The 24599-nt window shown below is 73.8% G+C and carries 22 protein-coding genes and 1 pseudogene; 15 read left to right on the top strand and 8 right to left on the bottom strand.

What is annotated here, in order from left to right:
• Nucleotides 1-184 precede the first annotated feature (184 nt).
• Nucleotides 185-901, top strand: a complete 717-nt coding sequence (locus KSNIM_RS29010; protein WP_263106080.1) for a MerR family transcriptional regulator — start codon at nt 185-187, stop codon at nt 899-901.
• 56 nt (nt 902-957) lie between these two features.
• Nucleotides 958-1506 (top strand): GNAT family N-acetyltransferase, encoded by a 549-nt coding sequence (locus KSNIM_RS29005; protein ID WP_263106079.1) that lies wholly within the window; start codon nt 958-960, stop codon nt 1504-1506.
• Between the two features lie 57 nt (nt 1507-1563).
• Here KSNIM_RS29005 and KSNIM_RS29000 read toward each other — a convergent pair whose 3' ends face one another.
• The 6 genes from KSNIM_RS29000 to KSNIM_RS28975 all read right to left on the bottom strand — a co-directional run bounded on the left by KSNIM_RS29000 (nt 1564) and on the right by KSNIM_RS28975 (nt 9178).
• Nucleotides 1564-2703 carry an ADP-ribosylglycohydrolase family protein gene (locus KSNIM_RS29000; protein ID WP_263106078.1) on the bottom strand — a complete coding sequence of 380 codons (1140 nt, stop codon included), beginning with the start codon at nt 2701-2703 and terminating at the stop codon, nt 1564-1566.
• A gap of 95 nt (nt 2704-2798) precedes the next feature.
• On the bottom strand, nt 2799-3260 hold the full coding sequence (locus tag KSNIM_RS28995) for a GNAT family N-acetyltransferase (protein ID WP_263108153.1): 462 nt from the start codon (nt 3258-3260) through the stop codon (nt 2799-2801).
• A 130-nt stretch (nt 3261-3390) separates the two neighbouring features.
• Nucleotides 3391-5556, bottom strand: a complete 2166-nt coding sequence (locus tag KSNIM_RS28990) for a 3-hydroxyacyl-CoA dehydrogenase NAD-binding domain-containing protein (protein WP_263106077.1) — start codon at nt 5554-5556, stop codon at nt 3391-3393.
• Nucleotides 5557-5584: 28 nt separating this feature from the next.
• On the bottom strand, nt 5585-6799 hold the full coding sequence (locus KSNIM_RS28985) for an acetyl-CoA C-acetyltransferase (RefSeq protein ID WP_263106076.1): 1215 nt from the start codon (nt 6797-6799) through the stop codon (nt 5585-5587).
• 34 nt (nt 6800-6833) lie between these two features.
• Nucleotides 6834-7976 carry an acyl-CoA dehydrogenase family protein gene (locus KSNIM_RS28980; RefSeq protein ID WP_263106075.1) on the bottom strand — a complete coding sequence of 381 codons (1143 nt, stop codon included), beginning with the start codon at nt 7974-7976 and terminating at the stop codon, nt 6834-6836.
• An 11-nt stretch (nt 7977-7987) separates the two neighbouring features.
• Nucleotides 7988-9178, bottom strand: a complete 1191-nt coding sequence (locus tag KSNIM_RS28975; RefSeq protein ID WP_263106074.1) for a CaiB/BaiF CoA transferase family protein — start codon at nt 9176-9178, stop codon at nt 7988-7990.
• A 174-nt stretch (nt 9179-9352) separates the two neighbouring features.
• On the opposite strand from KSNIM_RS28975, the gene KSNIM_RS28970 reads away from it, so the two are divergent.
• The 4 genes and pseudogenes from KSNIM_RS28970 to KSNIM_RS28960 all read left to right on the top strand — a co-directional run bounded on the left by KSNIM_RS28970 (nt 9353) and on the right by KSNIM_RS28960 (nt 11893).
• Nucleotides 9353-9616 (top strand): DUF1876 domain-containing protein, encoded by a 264-nt coding sequence (locus KSNIM_RS28970; protein ID WP_263106073.1) that lies wholly within the window; start codon nt 9353-9355, stop codon nt 9614-9616.
• Between the two features lie 78 nt (nt 9617-9694).
• Nucleotides 9695-10189 (top strand): annotated as a pseudogene (locus KSNIM_RS39180) (endo-1,4-beta-xylanase); the annotation flags it as partial.
• A gap of 67 nt (nt 10190-10256) precedes the next feature.
• Complete coding sequence (locus KSNIM_RS39175; RefSeq protein WP_317634068.1) at nt 10257-10976, top strand: cellulose binding domain-containing protein; 720 nt, start codon at nt 10257-10259, stop codon at nt 10974-10976.
• Nucleotides 10977-11167: 191 nt separating this feature from the next.
• Complete coding sequence (locus KSNIM_RS28960; RefSeq protein ID WP_263106072.1) at nt 11168-11893, top strand: Pr6Pr family membrane protein; 726 nt, start codon at nt 11168-11170, stop codon at nt 11891-11893.
• A 109-nt stretch (nt 11894-12002) separates the two neighbouring features.
• Here KSNIM_RS28960 and KSNIM_RS28955 read toward each other — a convergent pair whose 3' ends face one another.
• Nucleotides 12003-13640, bottom strand: a complete 1638-nt coding sequence (locus tag KSNIM_RS28955; protein ID WP_263106071.1) for an ABC-F family ATP-binding cassette domain-containing protein — start codon at nt 13638-13640, stop codon at nt 12003-12005.
• A 418-nt stretch (nt 13641-14058) separates the two neighbouring features.
• Here KSNIM_RS28955 and KSNIM_RS28950 point away from each other — a divergent pair, with 418 nt between their 5' ends.
• The 4 genes from KSNIM_RS28950 to KSNIM_RS28935 all read left to right on the top strand — a co-directional run bounded on the left by KSNIM_RS28950 (nt 14059) and on the right by KSNIM_RS28935 (nt 17695).
• The gene (locus KSNIM_RS28950; RefSeq protein WP_263106070.1) at nt 14059-14556 is read left to right on the top strand and encodes a DUF4232 domain-containing protein; all 498 of its coding nucleotides are present in this window, start codon (nt 14059-14061) and stop codon (nt 14554-14556) included.
• A 67-nt stretch (nt 14557-14623) separates the two neighbouring features.
• Entirely contained in the window at nt 14624-16261 is a 1638-nt protein-coding gene (locus KSNIM_RS28945; protein WP_263106069.1) for an ABC-F family ATP-binding cassette domain-containing protein, read from the top strand.
• A gap of 56 nt (nt 16262-16317) precedes the next feature.
• Nucleotides 16318-16995, top strand: coding sequence for a nitroreductase family protein (locus KSNIM_RS28940; RefSeq protein WP_263106068.1), 678 nt, complete (start codon nt 16318-16320; stop codon nt 16993-16995).
• A gap of 100 nt (nt 16996-17095) precedes the next feature.
• A complete protein-coding gene (locus KSNIM_RS28935; protein ID WP_263106067.1) occupies nt 17096-17695 on the top strand; it encodes a GNAT family N-acetyltransferase in 600 nt (199 codons plus the stop codon).
• Between the two features lie 61 nt (nt 17696-17756).
• Here KSNIM_RS28935 and KSNIM_RS28930 read toward each other — a convergent pair whose 3' ends face one another.
• Nucleotides 17757-18713: an aldo/keto reductase gene (locus tag KSNIM_RS28930; protein WP_263106066.1), complete on the bottom strand. Its 957-nt coding sequence runs from the start codon at nt 18711-18713 to the stop codon at nt 17757-17759.
• A gap of 286 nt (nt 18714-18999) precedes the next feature.
• Between KSNIM_RS28930 and KSNIM_RS28925 the strand changes: the two genes are divergently transcribed.
• The 5 genes from KSNIM_RS28925 to KSNIM_RS28905 all read left to right on the top strand — a co-directional run bounded on the left by KSNIM_RS28925 (nt 19000) and on the right by KSNIM_RS28905 (nt 24498).
• Nucleotides 19000-20523, top strand: a complete 1524-nt coding sequence (locus KSNIM_RS28925; protein WP_263106064.1) for a carbohydrate binding domain-containing protein — start codon at nt 19000-19002, stop codon at nt 20521-20523.
• Nucleotides 20524-20698: 175 nt separating this feature from the next.
• Nucleotides 20699-21577, top strand: a complete 879-nt coding sequence (locus tag KSNIM_RS28920) for an SCO6745 family protein (protein WP_263106063.1) — start codon at nt 20699-20701, stop codon at nt 21575-21577.
• Nucleotides 21578-21779: 202 nt separating this feature from the next.
• The gene (locus KSNIM_RS28915; protein WP_263108152.1) at nt 21780-23168 is read left to right on the top strand and encodes an SDR family oxidoreductase; all 1389 of its coding nucleotides are present in this window, start codon (nt 21780-21782) and stop codon (nt 23166-23168) included.
• A 101-nt stretch (nt 23169-23269) separates the two neighbouring features.
• Nucleotides 23270-23764, top strand: a complete 495-nt coding sequence (locus KSNIM_RS28910; RefSeq protein WP_263106062.1) for a peptidylprolyl isomerase — start codon at nt 23270-23272, stop codon at nt 23762-23764.
• A gap of 164 nt (nt 23765-23928) precedes the next feature.
• A complete protein-coding gene (locus KSNIM_RS28905; protein ID WP_263106061.1) occupies nt 23929-24498 on the top strand; it encodes an NUDIX hydrolase in 570 nt (189 codons plus the stop codon).
• Nucleotides 24499-24599 lie beyond the last annotated feature (101 nt).

The raw sequence follows: 24599 nt of genomic DNA, 5'->3' as shown, positions 1-24599 counted from the left end.
GGAGTGAGCGCTCCTCGCGGTGGTCGGGGCCGACGAACGCGAATCCCGGGCCACGCCGCCGACGGTCTGCGCCACCGGCCGCGCGGGCGCGGTGGACCGGCAGGTCGCGGCGCTGTCACACTGGTGCTGTCACAGCAGGACTGCCGCACCCGGCGGGGCGAACGGGCGGAAGAGGTTGCACCGGATGTCAGCAGGCACACCGCAGCTCACCGTCGACGAACTGGCGGCCCGGGCCGGAGTGACCGTCCGCACGCTGCGCTTCTACGCCGCGAAGGGCCTGCTGCCGCCGCCCGAACTCGGCCCGCGCCGGGTCGGCCTGTACGGGCCGGAGCACCTCGGCCGTCTGGAACTCATCGAGGAACTCCAGCGGCAGGGCCTCACCCTGGCCGCGATCGAACGCTACCTCGCCCAACTCCCCGAGGACATCGGCTCGCTGGACCTCGCCATCCACCGGGCACTGGTCGCCTCCTGGACGCCCGAGGCCGCCGAGGAGACCGACCGCGGGCAGCTCGCCCGGCGGATCGGCCGCGACCCCTCCGACGCCGACCTGGACCGGCTCGCCGCCATGGGCGCCCTGCACCGCACCGAGGACCCCGACGTCTTCAAGACCGACCCCGGCCTGCTGCCGCTCGGCGTGCGGATCCTGGACGTGCCGATCCCGCTGGAGACCCTGCTGGCGGCCCGCGCCGTCGTCCGGCTGCACAGCCAGGCCACCGCGCACGACCTGCACCGGCTCTTCCGCGACACGGTGTGGAAGCCCTACCGGGAGAGCGGGCCGGCCCCGGCCGACCTGGACCGGATGAAGAGCCTCACCGACCGCATCCAGCCGCTGGTGGTGCAGGCGATCGTCACCGCCTTCCAGCGCTCGCTGGCCGAGGAACTGACCGGCAGCCCCGAGTAGCGCCCGGCCGGGGGAAATCGGTCGACACGGCGGGCCGCCCGGGGTTGGCTCGGGCCATGACCGAACTGCACACCGCACGCCTCATCCTGCGCCCCTGGCAGGACTCCGACCTGGCCCCCTGGGCGGCGATGAACGCCGACCCGGCGGTGCGCGAGCACCTCGGGGAGGTGCTCACCCGGGAGCAGTGCGATGCCGGGGTGGCCGCCTTCCGCGCCGACCTGGAGCGGCGCGGCTACGGCTGGTGGGCACTGGAGTCCACCGCCACCGGCGAGTTCCTCGGCTTCGCCGGACTCGACGACGTGGACGAGGACATGCCCTTCACCGGGATCGAGGTCGGCTGGCGGCTCGCCCGCGGCGCCTGGGGCCACGGCTACGCCACCGAGGCCGGCCGGGCCTGCCTCGACTTCGCCTTCGCCACCCTCGGCCTGCCCGAGGTCCTCGCCGTCACCACCGCCGCCAACCATCGCTCGCAGGCGGTGATGCAGCGCCTCGGCATGGTCCGCGACCCGGCCGAGGACTTCGAGGACCCGTACGCCCCCGAAGGCAGCCCGCTCCGCCCGAGCGTCGTCTACCGCATCAGCCGGCCCGCCGAGGGTCAGCGCTGACGCGTGGCGTCGAAGGACATCCGGCACCTGGCAGGGGGCGCTGCATCCGTACGCCCGTCAGGCCGAGTACGCCCAGGGGCGCTTCTCGCCCGGGTGGACGACCGCGGCGAAGTCGTCGGCGACGACGGCGATCGCCGCGCGGCCCTCGATCTGGCCGAGCCAGTCCGGCGGCAGCATGGCGTCGCCGTGGTGGGCGCCGAGCAGGTTGCCGCAGATCGAGCCGGTGGAGTCGCTGTCGCCGGAGTGGTTGACCGACAGCAGCAGGGCCGATTCGATCGGGGTGCGGTGCTTCCAGAACTCGGTGTGGGCGAGGGCGGCGTACACGCCGATGGCGAGCGCCTCCTCGGCCGTCCAGCCGCCGCCGAGGCTCTCCACCGCGCGCGGGGTGGCCGGACCGGCCTCGGCGAGGGCGACGGCCCGCTGCAGTGCGGCGTGCGTCTCCTGGTGCCCGGGGTAGCGGGTGAGCAGTTCCATGGCGTTGCGGACGGCGTCCGGCAGCGCATCGCCGTCGACCAGCCTGCTGATCATGGCGGCGAAGGCGCCGGAGGCGAGCTGGGCGGTCGGGTGGCCGTGGGTGATCCGGGAGCAGCGGGCGGCGAGTTCGAAGGCGTGCAGGTCGCCCCTGCCGGTGATGCCGCGGCCGGTGAAGCCGAAGGGGGCGGAGCGCATCACGGAGCCGCAGCCCTTGGAGTCCGGGTTCACCGGGCCCGGGCTGCCGTCGACCGGGGCGTGCGCGTCGGGGGTGTGGTCCTCCTGGAGGCCGAACTCGCAGGCGCGGCCGGGGGCGCGGCGGGCGTACAGCCACTGCTGCTCGCGCAGGTCGCCGATGCGGTGCCGGAGGCCGTCGTGGGGCAGCGGGGCGGGGTGCCGCTGGGTCTCCAGCCAGCGCAGATAGGCGTCCTTGACGAGGGCGGTCTCGGCGCCGCCGATGCCCTTGGTCTGGATGCGGCGGTAGCCGTACATCCAGCCCTCGGCGGAGAAGAGGGTCATCTGGGTGTCGTCGGTGATCCGGCCGATCACGCCCTCGCGGTCCGGGACGAGTCCGGTGATGCCGGTCGGTCCGTGCTCGGCTTCGACGGTGACCATGGACTTCATCTCGATCGGGTTGCCGAGGGCGTCGCCGATCGCGCCGCCGAGCAGGCAGCCACGGAGCCTCGCCCGGTACGCCGTCGTCTCCTGCCAGGTCAGCCGGCCCATCCTGTCCCCCTCCTCCGGATGATCACTACGGACCAGGCTATCGGTGCCCACCGACGCCCGGGCTGCCGGGCTCCCGCGGGCGCAGGGGCGATCGGTCAGCCGAGCCGGCGGGCCAGGACCTGCCCGGGCCAGCTGCCGTCCAGGAAGCGGTCGGTGCGGGTGAAGCCGTTGCGCTCGTAGAAGGCGACCAGCGCACCGCCGCCGCCCGCCCAGCAGTCGACCCGCAGCAGCGCGGCGCCGGCCCGCCGGGTCTCCTCGGCGGCGTGGGCGAGCAGCGCCGCGCCGATGCCGAGACCGGCGTGCCGGCGGTCGGAGACCAACAGCCGGACGTAGCGCTCGGGTTCGCCGGCCGGGGCGATCGGCAGCTGCGGGCTGGGCCCGGAGTCGAGCACCAGGGCGCCGACCGGTGTGCCGTCGTACTCGGCGATGTGGGGCTCGTTCTCGGTGGTGTACCGCTCGACGCGGTCCGGCCCGCCGGGCCGCTGCGAGTACGGGACGGTGCCCCACTGCTCGGTGTTGCCGCGCTCGTTCATCCAGCGCACGGCCGCGTCCAGCATCCCGAGGACGGCCGCCGCGTCGCCCGGACCACCGGGTCTGATCCGCAGGCCGGCTACGAAGTCGTTCACGGAGGAAGCCTACGCACGCCCCCGCCCGGGGTGGGCGGGGGCGGCGCGGGTGTCGCGGGTGTCAGTCCCGGAAGGTGCGGCCGTCGGCGGCCATCTCGTCCAGGAGGGCGGGCGGGGTGAAGCGGTCGCCGTAGGCGGCGGCCAACTCGCGGGCGCGGGCGGCGAATCCGGCGAGGCCGCCGGGGTAGCCGTTGATGTACTGGAGGACGCCTCCCGTCCAGGCGGGGAAGCCGATGCCGAGGATGGAGCCGATGTTGGCGTCGGCGACCGAGGTGAGGACGGACTCCTCCAGGCAGCGCACGGAGTCCAGGGCCTCGGCGAAGAGCATCCGCTCCTTCATGTCCTCGAACGGGATCTCCTTGCCGGGCTGCGTGAAGTGCTCGCGCAGGCCGGGCCAGAGCCGGGCGCGCTGCCCGTCCTCGTACTCGTAGAAGCCGGCGCCGCCGCTGCGGCCGGGGCGGCCGAACTCGTCGACCATGCGGTCGATGACGGTGTCGGCGGGGTGCGGCTGCCAGCTGCCGCCGGCCTCCTCGACGGCCCGACGGGACTCGTTGCGGATCTTCCGGGGCAGGGTGAGGGTGAGCTCGTCCATCAGCGAGAGGACCTTGGCCGGGTAGCCGGCCTGGGCGGCGGCCTGCTCGACGGAGACGGGGTCGAGGCCCTCGCCGACCATCGCCACGCCCTCGTTGATGAACTGTCCGATCACCCGGGAGGTGAAGAAGCCGCGGGAGTCGTTGACCACGATCGGCGTCTTGCGGATCTGCCGGACGAGGTCGAAGGCGCGGGCGAGCGCCTCGTCGCCGGTCTGCGGGCCGCGGATGATCTCGACCAGCGGCATCTTGTCGACCGGCGAGAAGAAGTGCAGGCCGATGAAGTCGGCGGTGCGGTCGACGCCTTCGGCGAGCAGGCCGATCGGCAGGGTGGAGGTATTGGAGCAGAGCAGGGCGTCCGGGGCGACGACGTCCTGGACCTCCTGGAAGACCTTGTGCTTGAGCTCCGGGTTCTCGAAGACGGCCTCGATGACGGCGTCGCAGCCGGCCAGGTCGGCGGCCTCGGCGGTGGGGGTGATCCGGGCGAGGAACTCGGCCCGCTCGGCCTCGGTGCTGCGGCCGCGGGCGACCGCCTTGTCGAGCAGCGCGGCGGAGTAGGCCTTGCCTCGCTCGGCGGCCTCGACGGTGACGTCCTTGAGCAGCACCTCGATGCCGGCCTTGGCGCAGGAGTACGCGATGCCGGCGCCCATCATGCCGGCACCGAGCACGGCGACCTTCTCGACCTTCCGGGCGGGGACGCCCTTGGGACGGCCGGCACCGGAGTTGACGGCCTGCATGTCGAAGAAGAAGGCCTGGATCATGTTCTTGGCGGTCTGCCCGGTGACCAGCTCGGTGAAGTACCGGGCCTCGATCGCCATCGCGGTGTCGACGTCGACCTGGGTGCTCTCCACCGCCGCGGCGAGGATGTTGCGCGGCGCCGGGTAGGGGGCGCCGGCCAGCTGCTTGCGCAGGTTGGCCGGGAAGGCCGGCAGGTTGGCGGCCAGCGCCGGGCTGGCCGGGGTGCCGCCGGGGATCCGGTAGCCCTTGACGTCGAAGCGCTGCACGGACTCCGGGTGGGCGTCGACGAAGGCACGTGCCTTGGCGAGCAGTTCCTCCGGGGTGGCGGCGAGTTCGTCGACGAGGCCGTGCTGCAGGGCCTGTGCCGGGCGGTACTGCTGCCCCTGCAGCAGGACCTTGAGCAGGGCGTCGGTGATGCCGAGCAGCCGCACGGTGCGGACGACTCCGCCGCCGCCGGGCAGCAGGCCGAGGGTGACCTCGGGCAGGCCGATCTTGGTGGCCGGGGTGTCCAGGGCGATGCGGTGGTGGCAGGCGAGGGCGATCTCCAGGCCGCCGCCGAGGGCGGCGCCGTTGATCGCGGCGACCACCGGCTTGCCGAGGGTCTCCAGGGCGCGCAGGGCGCGCTTGATCCGCATGCCGTGCTCGAAGGTCTCCTCGGCCTGGTCGGGGCCGACGGAGGAGAGCAGGTAGAGGTCGCCGCCGGCGAAGAAGGTCTTCTTGGCGGAGGTGACGATGACGCCGCGCACGTCGTCGGCGGCCTTCAGCCGGGCGACGGTCTCGTCGAGTGCCTCGGTGAAGGCCTCGTTCATGGTGTTGACGGACTGGGCGGGGTCGTCGAGGACGAGGGTGACCACGCCGTCCTGGTCCTGCTCCCAGCGGATGGCGGATGCTGCAGTCATGGGGAAGTCTCTCCAGGGAGTGGGGTGGTCAGATGCGCTCGATCACGGTGGCGACGCCCATGCCGCCGCCCACGCAGAGGGTGGCCAGGCCGTAGCGGAGGTCGCGGCGCTCCAGTTCGTCCACGAGGGTGCCGATGAGCATGGCGCCGGTGGCGCCGAGCGGGTGGCCGAGGGCGATGGCGCCGCCGTTGACGTTGACCTTCTCGTGGCCGAAGCCGAGTTCGCGCATGAAGCGCAGGGCGACGGCGGCGAACGCCTCGTTGATCTCGACGAGGTCGATGTCCTCGGGGGTGAGTCCGGCCTTGGCGAGGGCCTTGCGGGTGGCGGGGGCGGGGCCGGTGAGCATGATGGTGGGCTCGGATCCGGAGACCGCGGCGGAGACGATCCGGGCGCGCGGGGTGAGCCCGTACCGCTCGCCGACCTCGCGGGAGCCGATGGCGACCAGGGCGGCGCCGTCGACGATGCCGGAGGAGTTGCCGGCGTGGTGGACGTGGTCGATCTTCTCCACCCAGTGGTACTTCTGCAGCGCGACGGCGTCGAAGCCACCGGCCTCGCCGATCCCCGCGAAGGAGGGCTTGAGGGCGGCCAGCGTCTCGACGGTGGTGCCGGGGCGGATGAACTCGTCGCGGTCGAGCACGACCAGGCCGTTGCGGTCGCGGACGGGCACCACCGAGCGGTCGAAGTGGCCGTCGGCCTGGGCCTTGGCGGCGCGGGCCTGCGACTCGGCGGCGAAGGCGTCCACGTCGGTGCGGCTGAGGCCCTCGACGGTGGCGATCAGGTCGGCGCCGATGCCCTGCGGGACGAAACTCGTCTCGTACGCGGTCATCGGGTCCATCGCCCAGGCGCCCCCGTCGGAGCCCATCTTGACCCGGGACATCGACTCGACGCCGCCGGCCAGGATGAGGTCCTCCCAGCCCGAACGGACCTTCGCGGCGGCCAGGTTGACGGCCTCCAGGCCGGAGGCGCAGAAGCGGTTCTCCTGGACGCCGGCCACGGTGTCGGGCAGGCCGGCCGCGATGGCGGCGATCCGGGCGATGTCGGAGCCCTGGTCGCCGATCGGGCTGACGACGCCCAGCACGATGTCGTCGATCGCGGCCGGGTCCAGGGTCGGGAAGCGGGCCTGGAGCTCGTGGATCAGGCCGACCACCAGGTCGATCGGCTTGGTGCCGTGCAGGGAGCCGTTGGCCTTGCCGCGCCCGCGCGGGGTGCGGATCGCATCGTAGACGAACGCTTCAGTGGTCACGGTGATTGCCTTTCGGGGGTAGGTGACCGGGCGGTCAGCCGAGGAGGGAGCGGCCGATGATCTCTTTCATGATCTCGGTGGTGCCGCCGTAGATCGTCTGGATCCGGCCGTCGGTGAACGCCTTCGCAACCGGGTACTCCGTCATGTAGCCGTAGCCGCCGTGCAGTTGCAGGCAGCGGTCGGCGGTGCGCTTCTGCAGTTCGGTGGCCCACCACTTCGCCATCGAGGCGTCGACCGGGGTGAGGGTGCCGCGGTTGTGCTCGGTGATGCAGCGGTCGACGAACGTCCGGGTGACGGCGCACTCGGTGGCGAGCTCGGCGATCTCGAAGCGGACGTGCTGCAGCTTGGCGAGCGGCTTGCCGAAGGCGGTGCGCTGCTGGACGTACCGGGTGGTGAGCTCCAGCAGGTGCTCGGCGCCCGCGATCGCGGAGACCGCGATGGTGAGGCGCTCCTGCGCGAGGTTCTGCATCAGGTAGACGAAGCCCCGGTTCTCCTCGCCGAGCAGGTTGGCCTTCGGCACCCGGACGTCGTCGAAGAACAGCTCGGCGGTGTCCTGGGACTTCTGGCCGATCTTGTCGAGGTTGCGGCCGCGCTGGAAGCCCGGCATGCCGCGCTCGACGACCAGCAGGCTCAGCCCGTGCGCACCGCCCTCGGGGGTGGTGCGGGCCACCACGACCACCAGGTCGGAGATGATCCCGTTGGAGATGAACGTCTTGCTGCCGTTGAGGACGTAGTGGTCGCCCTCGTCGGCGGCGGTGGTGCGGATGCCCTGCAGGTCGGAGCCGGCACCGGGTTCGGTCATCGCGATCGCGGTGACGATCTCGCCGCTGCAGAAGCCGGGCAGCCAGCGGCCCTTCTGCTCCGCGGTGGCCAGCGAGGCCAGGTACGGGCCGATGATGTCGTTGTGCAGGCCCAGTGCCAGCCCGCTCACCCCGGCCCGGGTGAACTCCTCGGCGAGGACGGCCGGGAAGCGGAAGTCGGGGGTGCCGCCGCCGCCGTACTCCTCGGGGACGGCGAGGCCGAGCAGGCCGTGGCGGCCGGCGGCGAGCCAGGCCTCCCGGTCGACGATGCCGGCCTGCTCCCAGCGCTCCTGGTGCGGCAGCACCTCCTTGGCGAGGAACGCCCGGACGGTCTCCCGGAAGGCCTCGTGCTCCTCGGTGTAGATCTCGCGCTGCACCTTGCTGCTCCTCAGTGGTGTGGACGGTCGGTGCGGACCTGCGGCGCCTGCTGCGGCTGCGCGCTCGGGCGGCCGGCGAGGGCCGGGACGCCCCAGTCCCGGGCGACCTCCGCGGTGTGCGCGCCGGGCAGGGCGGGCGGCCGGCGCAGCGCGCCGGGGGTGGCGGAGAACCGCGGCGCCGGAGCCGGCTGGACGAGGCCGTCCTGCTCGGTGTAGCTGCCGCGCGCCTTGAGCTGGGGATGGTCGGCGGCCTCGTCGAGGGTGAGGACGGGAGCGGTGCAGGCGTCGGTCCCCTCGAAGACGGCCGTCCAGTCGGCCCGGGTGCGGGTGGCGAAGCGGTCGGCGATCAGGGTGCGCAGTTCGGGCCAGCGGGCGAGGTCGTGCTGACAGGGGGCGTCCGCGCCGAGGCCGAGCAGCCGGGCGAACTCGGCGTAGAACTGCGGCTCCAGTGCGCCGACGGCCATGTGTCCGCCGTCGGCGGTGCGGTAGAGCGCGTAGTAGGGGGCGCCGCCGTCGAGCAGGTTGGCGCCGCGGGTGTCGTGCCAGTGGCCGGCCGCCTTGAGGCCCCAGAGCATGCTGGTGAGGTGGGCGGAGCCGTCGACGATGGCGGCGTCCACGACCTGGCCGGCGCCGGTGGCGCGGGCGTGGTGCAGGGCGGCGAGCAGGCCGACGGCGAGGTAGAGCGAGCCGCCGGCGTAGTCGCCGAGCAGGTTGGCGGGGACGCCGGGCGGCCCGCCGGGTTCGCCGGCGACCAGGCCGAGCACGCCGGCGGTGGCGAGGTAGCCGATGTCGTGCCCGGCCCGGTCGGCAAGCGGGCCGTCCTGTCCCCAGCCGGTCATCCGGCCGTAGACCAGGGCGGGGTTGCGGGCGAGGCAGTCGGCGGGGCCGATGCCGAGGCGTTCGGCGACGCCGGGACGGTAGCCCTCGATCAGCAGGTCGGCGCGGGCGACGAGGTCGAGGACGGCGGCGGGGCCGTCCGGTGCCTTCAGGTCGACCAGGACGGAGCGCTTGTTGCGGTTGGTGAGGTCGAGGGCGGGCGCGGGGCCGAGCGGCGGCGGGCCGGGGCGGTCGACGCGCACCACGTCGGCGCCGAGGTCGGCGAGCAGCATGGCGGCGAACGGGCCGGGCCCGAGGCCGGCCAGCTCGACCACGCGCACGCCGGCCAGCGGGCCGTGGGCGGCGGGGACGGCGGGTTCGGTCACGGCCGCTCTCCCTTGTTTGACAGTTCAGCTGTCACAGTCGCGATGATAGACATGTGACCCGCCGGTAACAAGGGTCCACCCGCACCCGCCCGGCTGCGCCGCCGCCACGCTTGCACGGCTCGCCCGGCGGGCGGATTCTGGGGCTGACGACTGCCGTCCGAGAAGGTGATCCGCATGCACAACCACTGGATCGTCGACCTGAACTTCGAGGAGGACGAGAGCCGGACGAGCTGCACCGCCTCGCTCAGCGGGTTCAGCGCGCCCGGCGTGCGCGGCATCGGCATCGCCCGCCGCAACCCCGACGACTCCCCCGACTCCACGATCGGCGAGGAACTCGCCGCGGCGCGGGCCTGCTCCAACCTCGCGCACCAGCTCATCGACAAGGCCGCCGCCGGCATCGAGACCCGCACCCACGAGTCCACCCGGCTGACCTTCTGACCCGCCGGCCCGGGAGTCAGGCCCCGGGCCCCGGCAGCCACCCCACGGGTCCGGCGCAACCGCACCGGACCCGCGGACGTGCCCGCGCCCCAGCCGTGGCGTCGGCACCGGCCCTCGGAGGCACCACCGACCCCTCCGGGACGCTGCGTGCCGCAGTACCCCGGGTACACACTTCACGCAGAAGGGACGCCCCCTGCGGCCTCCACTCCGCGCCGCAGCAGCCTGGTCGCGATCCTGGCCGCCCTGCCCACCGCCGTGCTCCTCCCGTTGTCCTCGCTCAGCACCCACGGCGCCGACACCCCGCTGCGCACCCTCGCGTCGGCGGACGGCCGCCAGATCGGCGTCGCCGTCGCGGACCACCGCCTCACCGGCTCCACCGCCTACCACTCGCTCGTCTCGGGGCAGTTCAACTCCGTCACGGCCGAGAACGCGATGAAGTGGGACGCCGTCGAACCGAGTCACATCAACGACTACGGCGTCGAGGGCGTCGACGCGAAGACCACCGCGCTCTACAACCTCGTCAAGTCACTGAAGCAGCAGGGCTTTTCCATCGACGGCGTGGGCTTCCAGGCGCACCTGGTGCTCGGCCAGGTGCCCTCCGGCCTCAAGGCCAACCTGCAGCGGCTTCGCCGACCTGGGCGTGGACGTCGCGATCACCGAGCTGGACGTCCGGATGCAGACGCCGTCCGACGCCACCACCCTGGCCACCCAGGCCGAGGACTGCCGCAAGGTGGTCGCCGCCTGCCGGGCCGTCACCCGCTGCGTCGGCGTGACCGTCTGGGGCCCGGGCGACGCCGACTCCTGGGTGCCCGGCGTCTTCTCCGGCTACGGCGCGGCCACCCTGTACGACGAGAACCCGCAGGCCAAGCCGGCGTACTCCGCGGTGGCGGCCGCGTTCGGCGGGTCGACCGCCGGCCCGAGCACCTCCACCTCACCGAGCACCTCCACCTCGCCGTCCGCCTCGCCGTCCGCCTCGCCGTCCGCCTCGCCCTCCGGCTCCGCCTCGCCGAGCACGCCGCCCAGTCCCTCGCCCGTTCCGGGCGGCTGCGCCGTGGCGTACCGGATCGCCAACCAGTGGACGGGCGGCTTCACCGCCAACGTCACCGTGACCAGCACGGGCATCTCGGCGATCGGCCCGTGGCAGGTCGGCTGGCAGTTCGGGGCCGGCCAGCAGGTGACCCAGGGGCGGAGCGCCGTGTTCGCGCAGTCCGGCGCCGCCGTGACCGCGGCCAACCCGTCCTGGGCCACCGTCCTCGCCCCGGGCGCTTCCTACGGCTTCGGCTTCAGCGGCAGTTGGAGCACGAGCAACCCGGCACCCGCCTCGTTCACCCTCAACGGGACGGTCTGCACCGCCGCCTGATCCGCAACCGAACGACGGGCCCGCTCCCCCCGGGGGAGCCCGCTCGCTGCGCTTCCGTGCCGGCCAGGGGCACCGGCAGGCGGCTTCCACAGCTTCCCTACCGGCGGGTAGAGTGCGGCGACCGGTCCGCCTTTCGACCCATCCGTCCCACGGCGGGCCGCGTCCGCACTCCGACGAGAACTGGTGAACCCATGACAGTCCGGACCAAGCCCGCCCTCTGGTGGCGGCTGGCCATCGTGCTCTCGGCCGGCTCGGGGCTGGTCCTCAGCAACAGCTCGCTGGTGTACTTCACCCTCGAGAGCAACGTCATCGTGCTCGGCTACTTCATCTCCGCCGTGTACTGGATGACCAAGCGCAACACGGTCGACGCGCCCGCCCCCCGGCTGCGCGGCGCCGCCACCCTGTACATCGTGATCACCGGCCTGGTCTCACACATCCTGCTCCAGCACGGCGAGAGCCCGCTGCCCGGCCTGGTCTCCGGCCCCGACCGGCTGCAGCACTGGTCCAGCTTCTTCCTGCACTACACGACGCCGCTGATGGTCGTCGCCGACTGGCTGCTCCTGAAGCCCCGCAACGCCTCCCGCTGGAAGGACGTCCCGCTCTGGCTGGCCTTCCCGCTCGGCTACGCGCTGGTCACCGAGGCACGGGCGATCCTCTTCCCGTCCTTCCCGCTGAAGTACCCCTACTTCTTCCTCGACCCCACCACCGACGGCTACGGCTGGGTGGCCGGCCAGATCGGCCAGCTGACCGTCGAGTTCGTCGTGCTGGCGGTCGTCGTGGTCGGCCTCGACCGGCTCGGCACCAAGCTCGTCGGCGGCGGCCGGTCCGCCACCGCGACGGACGGGTCCGCCACCGCGACGGACCGGGCGGCGGCCCCGACGACCGAGGCCGTGCCCGGGGCGGCCGCCGAGGGCTGACCGCCGCGGAGGCCGGCCGGCGACACCGCCGGCCGCCCCGAGAGCCCGCCGGGGAGGGACGACCGCAGGGGGTCGGCCCTCCCCGGCGCCGTGTCCGGGCCGGGACGGCCTACAGCGGATCGACCGTGCGCAGGCTGCCGCCGTCCAGCTCCAGCCAGCGGGTGATGCCGATCGACCGCAGGAACGGCAGGTCGTGGCTGACCACCACCAGCGCGCCCCGGTAGCCGGCCAGCGCCTGGGTGAGCTGGCGGACGCTCGCCAGGTCCAGGTTGTTGGTCGGCTCGTCCAGCAACAGCAGCTGCGGCGGCGGCTCGGAGAGCAGCAGCGCGGCCAGCGTCGCCCGGAACCGCTCCCCGCCGGAGAGCGTGGCGGCGGGCCGGTCGGCCCGCTCACCGCGGAACAGGAACCGGGCCAACCGCGCCCGGACCGCGTTGTTCCCCGCCGAGGGGGCGAACCGCCGCACGTTCTCGACCACGCTCAGCCCGCCGTCCAGCAGGTCGAGCCGCTGCGGGAGGTACCGCATCGGCACCGGCGTGCCCACCTCCCCCACCGCCGGGGCGAGTTCGCCCGCGACGGTGCGCAGCAGCGTGGTCTTGCCCGAGCCGTTGCGGCCGACCAGGGCCACCCGCTCCGGGCCGCGCAGCTCCAGGTCGATCGGCGCGGCAGCGACCGGCCCGTGGGCCGGGCGCACCCGGTCGAGGACGAGCACCGTCCGTCCGGCCGGGACGGCGGTGTGCGGCAGGTCGATCCGGATCTCGGCGTCGTCACGGACGGCCTCCTCCGCCGCCGTCAGCCGCTCCTTCGCATCGGCGAGCCGCTCGGCGTGCATGCCGCGCACCCGCCCGGAGGTCGCCTCGGCCTTGTTCTTGAACGCCCCGGCGAGGATCTTCGGGTCGTTGCGCTGGACGGACTTCGCCTTCCCGTACGCGGCGCTGCGCTCCAGCCGGGCGCGGGCCTCGATCAGGTCGCGCTTCTGCCGCTGCACGTCGGCCGCGGCATTGCGCACCAGCCGCTCGGCGGTCTCCTGCTCGGCGGCCAGCGTCCGCTCGTAGTCCGCGAAGTTGCCTCCGTACCAGGTCACCGAGCCGTCCCTGAGGTCGGCGATCTGGTCGACGTGCTGCAGCAGTTCGCGGTCGTGGCTGACGATCACCATCACGCCGCGCCAGGCGGCCACCGCCTCGTACAGCCGCGCGCGGGCGGACCGGTCGAGGTTGTTGGTGGGCTCGTCCAGCAGCAGGACGTCCGGACGGCGCAGCAGCAGCGCCGCGAGGTGCAGCAGCACGCCCTCGCCGCCGGAGAGTTCGCCGGTGGTGCGGTCCAGGTCGAGCCGGCCGAGGCCGAGCCGGCCGAGGCCGAGCCGGCCCAGGGTCTCCCGGGCCCGCTCCTCGACGTCCCAGTCGTCGCCGACCGCGGCGAAGTGCCGCTCGTCGGTGTCACCGGACTCGATGGCGTGCAGGGCCTCTCGGGCCGCCCGGATGCCGAGCGCCTCGTCGACCCGCTCGTCCTGCCGCAGGGTGAGGCCCTGCGGCAGGTAGCCGAGCTCGCCGCCGACCCGGACGGTGCCCGCGGTCGGCGTCAGCTCCCCGGCGATCAGCCGGAGCAGGGTGGACTTGCCGGCGCCGTTGAGACCGATCAGACCGGTACGGCCGGGACCGACGGCGAGGTGGAACCCGTCCAGGACGGTGGCGCCGTCGGGCCACTCGAAGGAGAGGTCGGAGCAGAGGACGGAGGTGGTGGGTTGAGCCATGGATGGCCTCCTGCGGTTGCTTCGGACGTGAGAGGGAGCAACACGGGAGACACCGCGGGAGCGGCAGGACGGCACAGGGAGGCGGCACGGTCACCACGAAGGGGCCGGCTCTCGTCCGAGGTCGCACGCTCGCACGCGCTCCACCGCCGACACGTGGTCGGGCGGGAGCATCGAGCGGTGTCTCGTGACCTCAGAAGAGCAAGGGCCTACTCCAGACATGCGGGCTGTCGTGCGAACGCCCACCACGGTACGGACGGCCCCACGGCGGGGCAACGGATTTACGAGGGGCGAGCAAACCGGAGGGAGCATCCCCCAGGGGCGCGTGGGGTGGGCCAGAACCGTCCGGTCCTCCATCGCGTCTTCTGGGGTGTGGGCAGGTCCGCAGGTAGTGCCTGCCCGGTCCCGGACGGGGGACGTCATGATTCGATTCGGCAAGCGCACCCTGGCCCTCGGTTCCGCCGCCGCCCTGCTCGTCGCGGGCGGGGCGGTCGCCGCCGCGCAGAGCGTCCAGGCCGCACCCGCGACCCCGACCTGCCAGGCCGGCGACCTGTACCTGGCCGTCGGCAGCCCGCAGGGCGCCGCGGGTTCCTTCCTCTACCCGGTGGAGTTCACCAACACCTCCACCCACTCCTGTGCGCTGCGCGGCTACCCCGGTGTCAGCGTGCTCACGACCGGCCACGCCATGATCGGTGCGCCGGCCTCCCGCAACGGTGTTCCGGTGAGCACGGTGGTGCTCGCGCCGGCCGGCACCGCGGCGGCGACGATCCGTACCAACGATCCGGGTGTCGTCCCGAGCTGCCGGACGACCTCGACCTACCTCGGGGTGTACCCGCCGGCCAGCACCCAGCAGGTGCTCGTCCCGTTCCACCTGCGGGTGTGCGGGGTCTTCGAGATCAGCCCGGTGCAGAGCTCCTGACCCCGGCGGGCCCCGGCTCCGGCGGCGGGCCGGGGCCGGGGCCCGTTCGGCCTAGAATCGGCGCATCATGAGCGCCACTCTCGTAGTCAAGGACCTCGCTGCCGGCCACGGCGAGCGCACCCTCTTCGCCGGGCTCGACCTGGTCGTCGCGCCCGGCGACGTGATCGGCCTGGTCGGGGTGAACGGGGCCGGCAAGTCGACGCTGCTGCGCCTGCTGGCCGGTCTGGACACCCCGGAGGGCGGTGCGCTGCGGTTGAGCCCGCCGACCGCGAACGTCGGGCACCTGCCGCAGGAGCCGGAGCGCCGCCCCGGCGAGTCGGTCCGGGACTTCCTGGCCCGGCGGACGGGTGTCGCGGCCGCGCAGGCGGCGCTGGACGAGGCCACCGAGGGCCTGGTGGAGAGCCGTCCCGGCGCGGACGACGAGTACGCGGTGGCCCTGGACCGCTGGCTGGACCTGGGCGGCGCGGACCTGGAGGAGCGCGCCGAGGAGGTCGCCGACCAGCTCGGTCTGAAGGTCTCGCTGGACCTGCCGATGACGGCGCTCTCCGGCGGCCAGGCGGCCCGGGCGGGCCTCGCCTCGCTGCTGCTCTCCCGCTACGACGTCTTCCTGCTGGACGAGCCGACCAACGACCTCGACCTGGACGGCCTGGAGCGGCTGGAGTCCTTCGTCAAGGGGCTCCGTGCGGGCACCGTGCTGATCAGCCACGACCGCGAGTTCCTAGCCCGGACGGTGACCCGGGTCCTGGAGCTGGACCTGCACCAGCAGCAGGTCAACGTGTACGGCGGCGGCTACGAGGCGTACCTGGAGGAGCGGGCGGTGGCCCGCCGGCACGCCCGTGAGCAGTACGAGGACTACGCGGACACCAAGGCCTCGCTGGAGGCCCGTGCGCAGATGCAGCGCAACTGGATGGAGCACGGCGTCCGCAACGCCCGCCGCAAGGGCGGCGACAACGACAAGAAGGCGCGGGCGACCCGCGCGGAGTCGACGGAGAAGCAGGCGTCGAAGGCCCGGCAGACGCAGCGCATGATCGAGCGGCTGGACGTGGTGGAGGAGCCGCGCAAGGAGTGGGAGCTGCGGATGGAGATCGCCACCGCGCCGCGCTCCGGCGCCGTGGTGGCCACCCTGCGCGGGGCGACCGCGCGGCGCGGGGACTTCTCCTTCGGGCCGGTCGACCTGCAGATCGACTGGGCGGACCGGGTGGCGATCACCGGGGCGAACGGCGCGGGCAAGTCCACGCTGCTGGCCGCCCTGCTGGGCCGGCTCGACCTGGACGGCGGCAGTGCGGTGCTGGGTTCGGGCGTGGTGGTCGGCGAGGTCGACCAGGCGCGCGGGCTGTTCCTCGGCGAGGAGCCGCTGTCGGCCGCGTTCGCGGCGGCGGTGCCGGAGTTCACCGACGAGGAGGTGCGCACGCTGCTGGCCAAGTTCGGGCTGAAGGCGGTGCACGTGCTGCGCCCGGCGGGCACGCTGTCGCCCGGAGAGCGGACCAGGGCGGCGCTGGCGCTGCTGCAGGCCCGCGGGGTGAACCTGCTGGTGCTGGACGAGCCGACCAACCACCTGGACCTGCCGGCGATCGAGCAGTTGGAGTCGGCGCTGGCCTCGTACACGGGGACGCTGCTGCTGGTGACGCACGACCGGCGGATGCTGGAGGCGGTCACGGTGAACCGGCGGTTGGTGGTCGAGGGCGGCCGGGTCCGCGAGCTCTGACAGCGGCCGCACGGGAGGTCTGGACCACCGGCCCGCCGTGTGCTGTGCTGGCGGGCATGGTTGACGATGCATCAGCACCGGAGGCGGTCCACCCGACCGTTCCGCTGGTCCCGATGGCGGTGCCGGCCCACCAGGCCGAGGCCCGCTGCAGGTCGTTCCACGACGTGATGGCGCAGCGGCGCACCGTCCGGGACTTCGCCGCCCGGCCGCTGCCGGACGGGGTGGTGGAGTGGGCGGTGCGCACCGCGTCGACGGCGCCGAGCGGTGCGCACGTGCAGCCGTGGCGCTTCGTGGTGGTCACCGATCCGGCGCGCAAGCGGCGGCTGCGGGAGGCCGCGGAGGCGGAGGAACGGGAGTTCTACGCCCGCCGGGCCTCGCCGGAGTGGCTGGCGGCGCTGGCCCCGCTGGGCACCGACTGGTGCAAGCCGTTCCTGGAGGACGCGCCGGCGGTGATCGTGGTCTTCGAGGTGCACAAGGGCCCGGACACGCCGCGGCCGTACTACACCAAGGAGTCGGTGGGGATCGCCGTCGGGCTGCTCCTGGCGGCGCTGCACCAGGCCGGGCTGGCGACGCTGACGCACACGCCGAGCCCGATGCGCTTCCTGAACGAGGTGTGCGAGCGGCCGGCCGAGGAACGGGCGGCGTACGTGATCCCGGTCGGCTATCCGGCGGACGGTGCGCGGGTGCCGGACCTGCGACGCAAGGGGCTGGAGGAGGTCATGGTGCGGATGTGACGCCCGTGGCGGGCGTCGGCCGGGAACCGGCGCCCACCCGGACCCGGCGCGCCGGGAAAGGCGTTGAAGGCGTTGCTGGCCTGCACCGATAATCCCTGTCATGAACCACACTGCCGACGTTCCTGACACCGGCCCGCGTCCGGTGTCCGACGCCCGCCCGCCGGAGCTGCTGCCGCTCCCGGTCGGCGCCACGCTCCGGCGCCGCCGGGTGGCGGACGCGGCCGCGCTCAACGAGGCCGTCCGCGCGAATCTGGACCACCTGCGCCCGTGGATGCCGTGGGCGAAGACCGCGCCGAGCATGGAGCACAGCATCGAGATGTCCCGGGCCGGCGAGGAGGTCTGGGACGCCGGCACCGACTTCATGTACGTGCTCGCGCCGGACGCCGAACCGGGCGAGGTGATCGGCGCGTTCGGCCTGCACGGTCGGATCGGGCCGGGCGCGCTGGAGATCGGCTACTGGGTCTCCGAGCAGCACGTCGGCCGCGGCCTGGCCACGGCGGGCGCGCGGGCGCTCGCCGAGGCCGCGCTGGCGCTGCCGGGCGTCGAGCGGGTGGAGATCCACTGCGACGAGGCGAACACCGCCAGCGCGGCCGTGCCGCGCAAGCTCGGCTTCCGGCTGGACCGGGTGGACGCGGCGCTGGTCACCGCCCCCTCCGAGACCGGCCGCAAGCTGATCTGGGTGATGGACAGCACGACCTGAAGGGCACACCACAGGGGGCGCCGGGGCCCCCAGCGCCCCTGAGGTGCCTCGGGCCGGGTTCTCAGTAGCGGTCGCCGACCGGGGCGGGCAGTGCGTCCAGTTCGGCGAGGTCGTCGGAGGAGAGCCGGACGTCGGCCGAAGCCGCGTTGTCCGCCAGGTACTTCGGCGTCTTGGTGCCGGGGATCGGGATCACCAGCCGGCCCTGGGCGAGCACCCAGGCGAGCGCCACCTGGGCGGCCGTGGCGCCGATCCGCCCGGCGATCTCGCGGACCTTCGTGACCAGCGCCAGGTTGGCCTCCAGGGCCTCCGCCTGGAAGCGCGGCAGGGTGGCCCGCCAGTCGTCGGCCGGCAGGTCGCCCGCGGAGGAGAACCGGCCGGCCAGGAAGCCTCGGCCGAGCGGCGAGAACGGCAGGAAGGCGATGCCGTTGGCCTCGGTGTAGGGCAGCACCTCGGCGAGGGCGTCGCGGGTCCAGAGCGAGAGTTCGGACTGCACGGAGGCCACCGGGTGGACGGCCTGCGCCCGCCGGATCTGCTCGACCGTCACCTCGGACAGGCCGATCCGCCGCGCCTTGCCGGCGGCGACGGCCTCGGCGAGGGCGCCCCAGGTCTCCTCGATCGGCACCTGCGGGTCGACCCGGTGCAGCTGGTAGAGGTCGACGTGGTCGGTGCCGAGCCGGCGCAGGCTGTCGTCGATGGACTTCCGCACGTGCTCGGGGCGTCCGTCGTTGCCGACCCGCGCCCCGCCGGTACCGGGCACCAGCCCGACCTTGGTGGCCAGCACGGCGCGCTCCCGGTACGGGCCGGCCAGCGCCCGGCCGACCAGTTCCTCGTTGTCGTACGGGCCGTAGATGTCGGCGGTGTCGATCAGGGTGACGCCGAGGTCCAGCGCGCCGCGGACGACCTCGACGGAGGTCTCGTCGTCCCGGCCGCTGGGGTCGTACGCCCAGGTCATGCCCATGCAGCCCAGGCCGACCACGCCGACCTCGGGGCCGCCGGTGCCGAGCACGGTGGTACGCATCTGTTCCTCCTGCGGTGGTGGTTCGGTGGTGATCCGGTCGCGGGAGCAAGCCTGCCGGTTGAAGTGCACTCAAGGTCAAGCCGGCACCCGACGGACCGTCAGCCGCAGTGGCTTCGGCGGACCTTAAGTGCACCGTAAGCCTTGCCCCGGGGCCGCCGGGAGGGTTGACGCACCCAGATGGTCTAGTCCATTTTGTGAGCGGCGCCGCCCCTCGACCCCCGGCCCCCGCCCCGCGCTCCCCCACGATCCGCGCGGGCGGCGGGCCACGTCCCGAAAGGCACTCCCCATGCCACGCGCGCTCCACCGCCGTGCCGCCCGCCGCAAGGGCCGCATCGCCGCCGCCGTCTGCGCGGCCGCCCTCGCCGCGGGCGGTCTCTCCGTCCTCGCCTCCGGCGCCGACGCGGCCGCCGCCAACCTGCTCGCCAACCCCGGCCTGGAGAGCGGCTCGGCGAGCCCCTGGACCTGCTCCGCCGGCACCGGCTCGGTGGTCAGCACCGGTGCCCACAGCGGCACCTACGCGCTGCGCGGGGCCGCCTCCAACAGCGACACCGCCCAGTGCTCCCAGACGGTCTCCGTCCAGCCCAACACCACCTACAGCCTCTCCGCCTGGGTGCAGGGCCAGTACGTGTACCTCGGCGCCACCGGCAACGGCGTCACCGACCCGGCCACCTGGACGCCCGGCGGCAGCAGCTGGCAGCAGCTGAGCACCAGCTTCAAGACCGGCCCCGCCACCACCAGCGTCACCGTCTACCTGCACGGCTGGTACGGCCTGGGGGCCTACCTCGCCGACGACATCGTCCTCTCCGGCCCCGGCGGCACCCCGACCCCGACCCCGACCGGCACCACCACGCCGACGCCCACCCCCACGCCCACCGCCACGCCGACATCCACCCCGACCTCGACGCCGACCTCGACCCCGACCGGCCCCGCCGTGGCCGTCCCGGTCGCGCCGTACGTCGACATGGGCGCCTGGCCGACCCCGTCGCTCACCGCGATGGCGAGCGCCGGCAACCTGAAGTCCTTCACCCTCGCCTTCGTGACCTCGGTCGGCTGCAAGGCCAGCTGGTTCAACGCCTACGACCCGCGCACCGGCTGGGGCAAGGACCAGATCGACGCGGTCCGCGCGGCCGGCGGCGACGTCAAGGTCTCCTTCGGCGGCGCCTCCGGCACCGAGCTCGCCCAAGCCTGCTCGACCGTGGACTCGCTGTTCGCCGAGTACGACGCCGTGGTCAAGGCCTACGGCCTGACGTACGTCGACTTCGACATCGAGGGCGCGGCCGTGCCCGACACCGCCGCCAACGCCCGCCGCGGCGCCGCCCTCGCCAAGCTGCAGCAGGCGCACCCCGGCCTGAAGGTCTCCTTCACCCTGCCGGTGCTGCCCGAGGGCCTGACCGCCGAGGGCCTCTCCGTGGTCCGCGCGGCCCGCGACGCGGGAGTGGCCGTCGACCTGGTGAACGTCATGGCGATGGACTACAACCGGCCCGCCACCGACTACGGCACCGATGCCGTGCAGGCCGCCCAGTCCACCCGCGACCAACTCGCCGGCCTGTACCCCGGGAAGTCCGACGCCCAGCTGTGGGCGATGACCGGCGTCACCCCGATGCTCGGCGAGAACGACGACCACGGCATCTACAACCAGGACGACGCGCGGCAGTTGGTGGCCTTCGCCCAGCAGCACCACCTCGGCGTGCTGTCCTTCTGGGAGATGGGCCGCGACGCCAACGCCTGCACCGGCGCGCTCTACAAGTGCACCAACATCAGCCAGAGCCCCTACGAGTTCTCCAAGATCTTCGCGCAGTACCGCGGCTGAGCCGCACCACCCCACCCCCTCCCGGGCCCGGCGGCCCCGGCGGAGCCTCCACGGCCCGCCGGGGCCGCCGGGGTTTCCACGCGGTCGAACATCTGACGCACCCTCATGTTCCTGATGCATCATGGACCGCGTTTTCGATCACCGGCCGCACCACGACCCAGGGAGACCCTCGCGCATGCCCCTCGACCGCGCCCTGCCGCGCCGTGCCTGGCACCACCTCGAACCGCTGCACGCCGTCCTCTACTACGCCCCCGAGGCGTTCGCCGAGGCCGAGGCCCTCGGGTACGACACCGCCACCCGCTGGCCCAGCTACTTCGCCTGGCGCACCGCCCCGTTCGGTGCCGCGAGCGCCGAACTCGCCACCGCGGTCTGCTACAGCTTCAGCCCCGCCGTGGTGGCCGAGCACCTGCCTGCCGCCTGGTCGGTGGCCGCACCGGAGAAGGTGCTGTCGGCCCGGCTGCGCGGGGTGGACGCCTTCTACCGCGGCCTGCTCGCGGGCGCCGGCCTGCCCGACCTCGACGAGGCCGCCGAACTCGCCCGCGCCGCCGCCGAGTCGGCCGTCACCGCGGGCCGCCCACTGGCCGCCGCGAACGCCGCGCTCCCCTGGCCCGAGGAGCCGCACCTGGCGATCTGGCAGGCCGCCACGGTGCTCCGCGAGCACCGCGGCGACGGCCACCTCACCGCGCTGCAGGCGGTCGGCCTGGACCCGTGCGAGTCGCTGGTCTCGCTCGCCGCCACCGGGGCGGTCGCCGTGCCGGACTTCGCCGGCCGCGGCTGGACGGGCGAGGAGTGGGCGGCCGCAGCCGAACGGCTGGCCGCCCGTGGCTGGGTGGACGCCGAGGGCCGCGCCACCGACACCGGCCGGGCCGGCCGCAACGAGGTGGAACGGCTCACCGACGAACTCGCCGCCGCCCCCTGGGAGGCCCTCGGCGCCGAGCGCACCGAGCGGCTGCTCGGCCTGCTCGGCCCGCTGTTCCTCACCGTCGTCCGGGCCGGGCTCTTCCCGCCCGGCGGCACCCTCGGCATCATGACGGTCCCCGCGCCCACCTGGTGACGGGGCGAAGGACGCAGGGCCCGAACCGCCGTGCGCGGCCCGTCGCCGTCGGTTAATCGACTCCGGGCTGACAGAGGTGCTCGCTAGGCTCCGAGCACCGCCGGGGCGGCCGGAGCGCCGGCGGCCCGGGCGGTGTTCCAGCGAGCCCCGCGACCACCGCCGGGCCGCCCGACCGAGCCCGAACGGAGGGGCCGTGCCCACGCTGACCGCCGAGCTTTCCGAGGATGATCTCGCCGCCTGGGAGCACACCGTGGCACGGCTGCGCCGGCTCCCCGCGGACCATCCCGTCCGGGTGCGGGCCGAGAAGGCCGCCAGCGAGATGATCCGTGAGGGCCGCCGCCGGCGCCGCCAGCACGCCCTGGACGCCGCCCGGCTCGCCGACAGCGCCTTGGTCGCCCGCACCGCCACCGGTGCCCCCGACCGCCGCGAGGACGCCCCGCTGGCCCTGCCGGAGCGCACCGGGCCGATCGGCGACCTGGCCCGCTCCCACCACTGCTACGTGTGCAAGTCGTCGTATCGACAAATGGATGCGTTCTACCACCGGCTCTGCCCTGCCTGCGCCGCCGACAACACCGCCCGCCGCGCCCTGAGCACCGACCTGCGCGGGCGCCGCGTCCTGCTCACCGGCGGCCGGGTGAAGATCGGCTTCCAGCTGGCACTGATGATGCTGCGCGACGGCGCCGACCTCACCGTGACCAGCCGGTTCCCCGGCGACACCCTGCGCCGGTTCCGCGCCGCCGCCGACAGCGCCGACTGGTGGGACCGGCTCCGGGTGGTCGGCATCGACCTGCGCGACCCGCGCCAGGTCCTCGGCCTCTGCGAGCGGCTCCACGCCGAGGGCCGGCCGCTCGACATCCTGGTCAACAACGCCGCGCAGACCATACGGCGGCCGCCGGAGGCGTACGCACTGCTCAGCGCCGGCGAGCAGGCCGCACTCCCGGAGGGGGCCCGTGTGCTGCACGCCCCGGGCTTCCGGCCGATGCCGGCGCTCGCCCCGGCCTGGCCCACCGCCGAGCTGGAGTCCGCCGGCGGCCCCTCCCGCCCGGGCCCGCTCGCGTCCGTCCCGGCGCAGCGGGCCGACGAGGCCGGGCTGCTGCCGGACACCGCGGAGCACAACTCCTGGTCCGCGAAGCTCGGTTCGCTCGACCCTGCGGAGCTACTGGAGGTCCAGCTGGTCAACGCGGTGGCCCCGGCGCTGCTCTGCGACCGGCTGCTGCCGCTGCTGCTCGCCTCGCCGCACCGCAACCGCTACATCGTCAACGTCACCGCGGTGGAGGGGCGCTTCGCCGTCCGCAACAAGACGCCCGACCATCCGCACACCAACATGGCCAAGGCCGCGCTCAACATGCTGACCCGCACCAGTGCGGCGGAGCTCGCCAAGCAGGGTGTCCACCTGTGCGCCGTCGACACCGGCTGGATCACCGACGAGACGCCCGCCCCGGTCAAGGCCCGCAAGGCGGCCGCGGGATTCCGCACCCCGCTGGACATCGTCGACGGCGCGGCCCGGATCTACGACCCGATCGTCCGCGGCGAGGCCGGCACGCCGATGTCGGGCGTCTTCCTCAAGGACTACCGGGAGGCCGCCTGGTGACACGCCCGGGCACGGGCCGGAACGGGGCGCCGACCGGCGGATGCGGGCTCCGCCACCGGGTGCTGTCGGCCTCCGGCCCCGGTCCGTGCCATGATTCCCCCATGGCTTCGAACGTTTTCTTCGACATCACGATCAACGATGAGCCGGCCGGTCGCATCGTCTTCAAGCTGTACGACGATGTCGTCCCCAAGACCGCTCAGAACTTCCGCGAGCTCGCCACCGGCCAGAACGGCTTCGGCTACGAGGGCTCCGGCTTCCACCGCGTCATCCCGAACTTCATGCTGCAGGGCGGTGACTTCACCAACCACAACGGCACCGGTGGCAAGAGCATCTACGGCGAGAAGTTCGCGGACGAGAACTTCAAGCTGAAGCACGACCGCCCGGGCCTGCTCTCGATGGCGAACGCCGGCCGCAACACCAACGGCTCGCAGTTCTTCATCACCACCGTCGTCACCAGCTGGCTGGACGGCAAGCACGTCGTCTTCGGCGAGGTCGTCGAGGGCCTGGACATCGTCAAGCTCATCGAGTCCAAGGGCTCGGACAGCGGCCGCACCTCGGCCAAGATCACCATCGCCAAGTCCGGCATCGTCGAGTAAGGCCCACCGGGCCCCGCTCCGGCCCGCCGTTCGCCCCCGCCACCCGGCGCGGGCGTCCGGCGGGCCTTCGCATGCCCGGCGCCGCGGCCGCCGCGGCCGTCCCTTCCGGTCGACGCGTCACCGAACGGGCATCGGCGGGGCGGTCGGCGGACTAGTATCGATCAATGACGGACACCACGGACAGAGCAGGGGAACTCGCGGCCCTGGCGGCCCGGTTCCCGCACCTGCACGCCCCGCAGCGGTGGGCGTGGGGCGGTATCGACGCGCAGTTCTCCACCGAGCTCCCCCCGGACGAACTGATCACCAACATCCATGTGGTGGGCTTCACCGAAGGCGGGGTGGTGCTCTGCAGGGACGCCCGCGGGCACTGGTTCCTGCCGGGCGGCACCCGCGAGGCGGCCGAGTCGGTGGAGTCGTGCCTGGTGCGGGAGTTGCGCGAGGAGGCGGGGGCGCGGCTGCTCTCCCCGCCGGTCTGGATCGGCGCCCACCACGCCGTCACCGACGCCCCGGAGCCCTACCGGCCCTGGCAGCCCCACCCGGAGAAGGCCTGGCTGTGGGGCTGGGCCGAGGTGGTGGTGGACTCGCTGCCGACCAACCCGGACGACGGCGAACAGGTCGTCGAGGTAAGGGCGATGCCCGCCGAGGAGGCCCAGCGCCTGCTGATCCGCGGCCGCGACGCCTGGTGGGGTGAACTCGTGGCACTGGCCGTGGAGTCCCGCGCCGCCCGCGGCTGACGGTCCGAGACGGCGGCCGAGGGGCCGGGCGACGACGCCGGCCCCGGCCGCCGGCCACCCGGTCGGGGCGGAGGCGGCAGGGGGCCGGCGGCTGCTGCTAC

It is taken from the genome of Kitasatospora sp. DSM 101779 (genome assembly GCF_025655475.1).
Taxonomy (GTDB): domain Bacteria; phylum Actinomycetota; class Actinomycetes; order Streptomycetales; family Streptomycetaceae; genus Kitasatospora.
The sequence above is the reverse complement of the archived record's forward strand: the minus strand, read 5'-3'. Positions and strand labels throughout refer to the sequence as shown.

What these genes read in the sequence shown, in the direction of transcription:
- KSNIM_RS28955 (WP_263106071.1), bottom strand. Translation starts at nt 13,640, where the DNA reads ATGGCTCAACCCACCACCTCCGTCCTCTGCTCCGACCTCTCCTTCGAG.
- KSNIM_RS29005 (WP_263106079.1), top strand. Translation starts at nt 958, where the DNA reads ATGACCGAACTGCACACCGCACGCCTCATCCTGCGCCCCTGGCAGGAC.
- KSNIM_RS28950 (WP_263106070.1), top strand. Translation starts at nt 14,059, where the DNA reads ATGATTCGATTCGGCAAGCGCACCCTGGCCCTCGGTTCCGCCGCCGCC.
- KSNIM_RS28920 (WP_263106063.1), top strand. Translation starts at nt 20,699, where the DNA reads ATGCCCCTCGACCGCGCCCTGCCGCGCCGTGCCTGGCACCACCTCGAA.
- KSNIM_RS28940 (WP_263106068.1), top strand. Translation starts at nt 16,318, where the DNA reads ATGGTTGACGATGCATCAGCACCGGAGGCGGTCCACCCGACCGTTCCG.
- KSNIM_RS28945 (WP_263106069.1), top strand. Translation starts at nt 14,624, where the DNA reads ATGAGCGCCACTCTCGTAGTCAAGGACCTCGCTGCCGGCCACGGCGAG.
- KSNIM_RS29010 (WP_263106080.1), top strand. Translation starts at nt 185, where the DNA reads ATGTCAGCAGGCACACCGCAGCTCACCGTCGACGAACTGGCGGCCCGG.
- KSNIM_RS28930 (WP_263106066.1), bottom strand. Translation starts at nt 18,713, where the DNA reads ATGCGTACCACCGTGCTCGGCACCGGCGGCCCCGAGGTCGGCGTGGTC.
- KSNIM_RS28995 (WP_263108153.1), bottom strand. Translation starts at nt 3,260, where the DNA reads ATGCTGGACGCGGCCGTGCGCTGGATGAACGAGCGCGGCAACACCGAG.
- KSNIM_RS28910 (WP_263106062.1), top strand. Translation starts at nt 23,270, where the DNA reads ATGGCTTCGAACGTTTTCTTCGACATCACGATCAACGATGAGCCGGCC.
- KSNIM_RS28925 (WP_263106064.1), top strand. Translation starts at nt 19,000, where the DNA reads ATGCCACGCGCGCTCCACCGCCGTGCCGCCCGCCGCAAGGGCCGCATC.
- KSNIM_RS28905 (WP_263106061.1), top strand. Translation starts at nt 23,929, where the DNA reads ATGACGGACACCACGGACAGAGCAGGGGAACTCGCGGCCCTGGCGGCC.
- KSNIM_RS28970 (WP_263106073.1), top strand. Translation starts at nt 9,353, where the DNA reads ATGCACAACCACTGGATCGTCGACCTGAACTTCGAGGAGGACGAGAGC.
- KSNIM_RS28990 (WP_263106077.1), bottom strand. Translation starts at nt 5,556, where the DNA reads ATGACTGCAGCATCCGCCATCCGCTGGGAGCAGGACCAGGACGGCGTG.
- KSNIM_RS28960 (WP_263106072.1), top strand. Translation starts at nt 11,168, where the DNA reads ATGACAGTCCGGACCAAGCCCGCCCTCTGGTGGCGGCTGGCCATCGTG.
- KSNIM_RS28935 (WP_263106067.1), top strand. Translation starts at nt 17,096, where the DNA reads ATGAACCACACTGCCGACGTTCCTGACACCGGCCCGCGTCCGGTGTCC.
- KSNIM_RS29000 (WP_263106078.1), bottom strand. Translation starts at nt 2,703, where the DNA reads ATGGGCCGGCTGACCTGGCAGGAGACGACGGCGTACCGGGCGAGGCTC.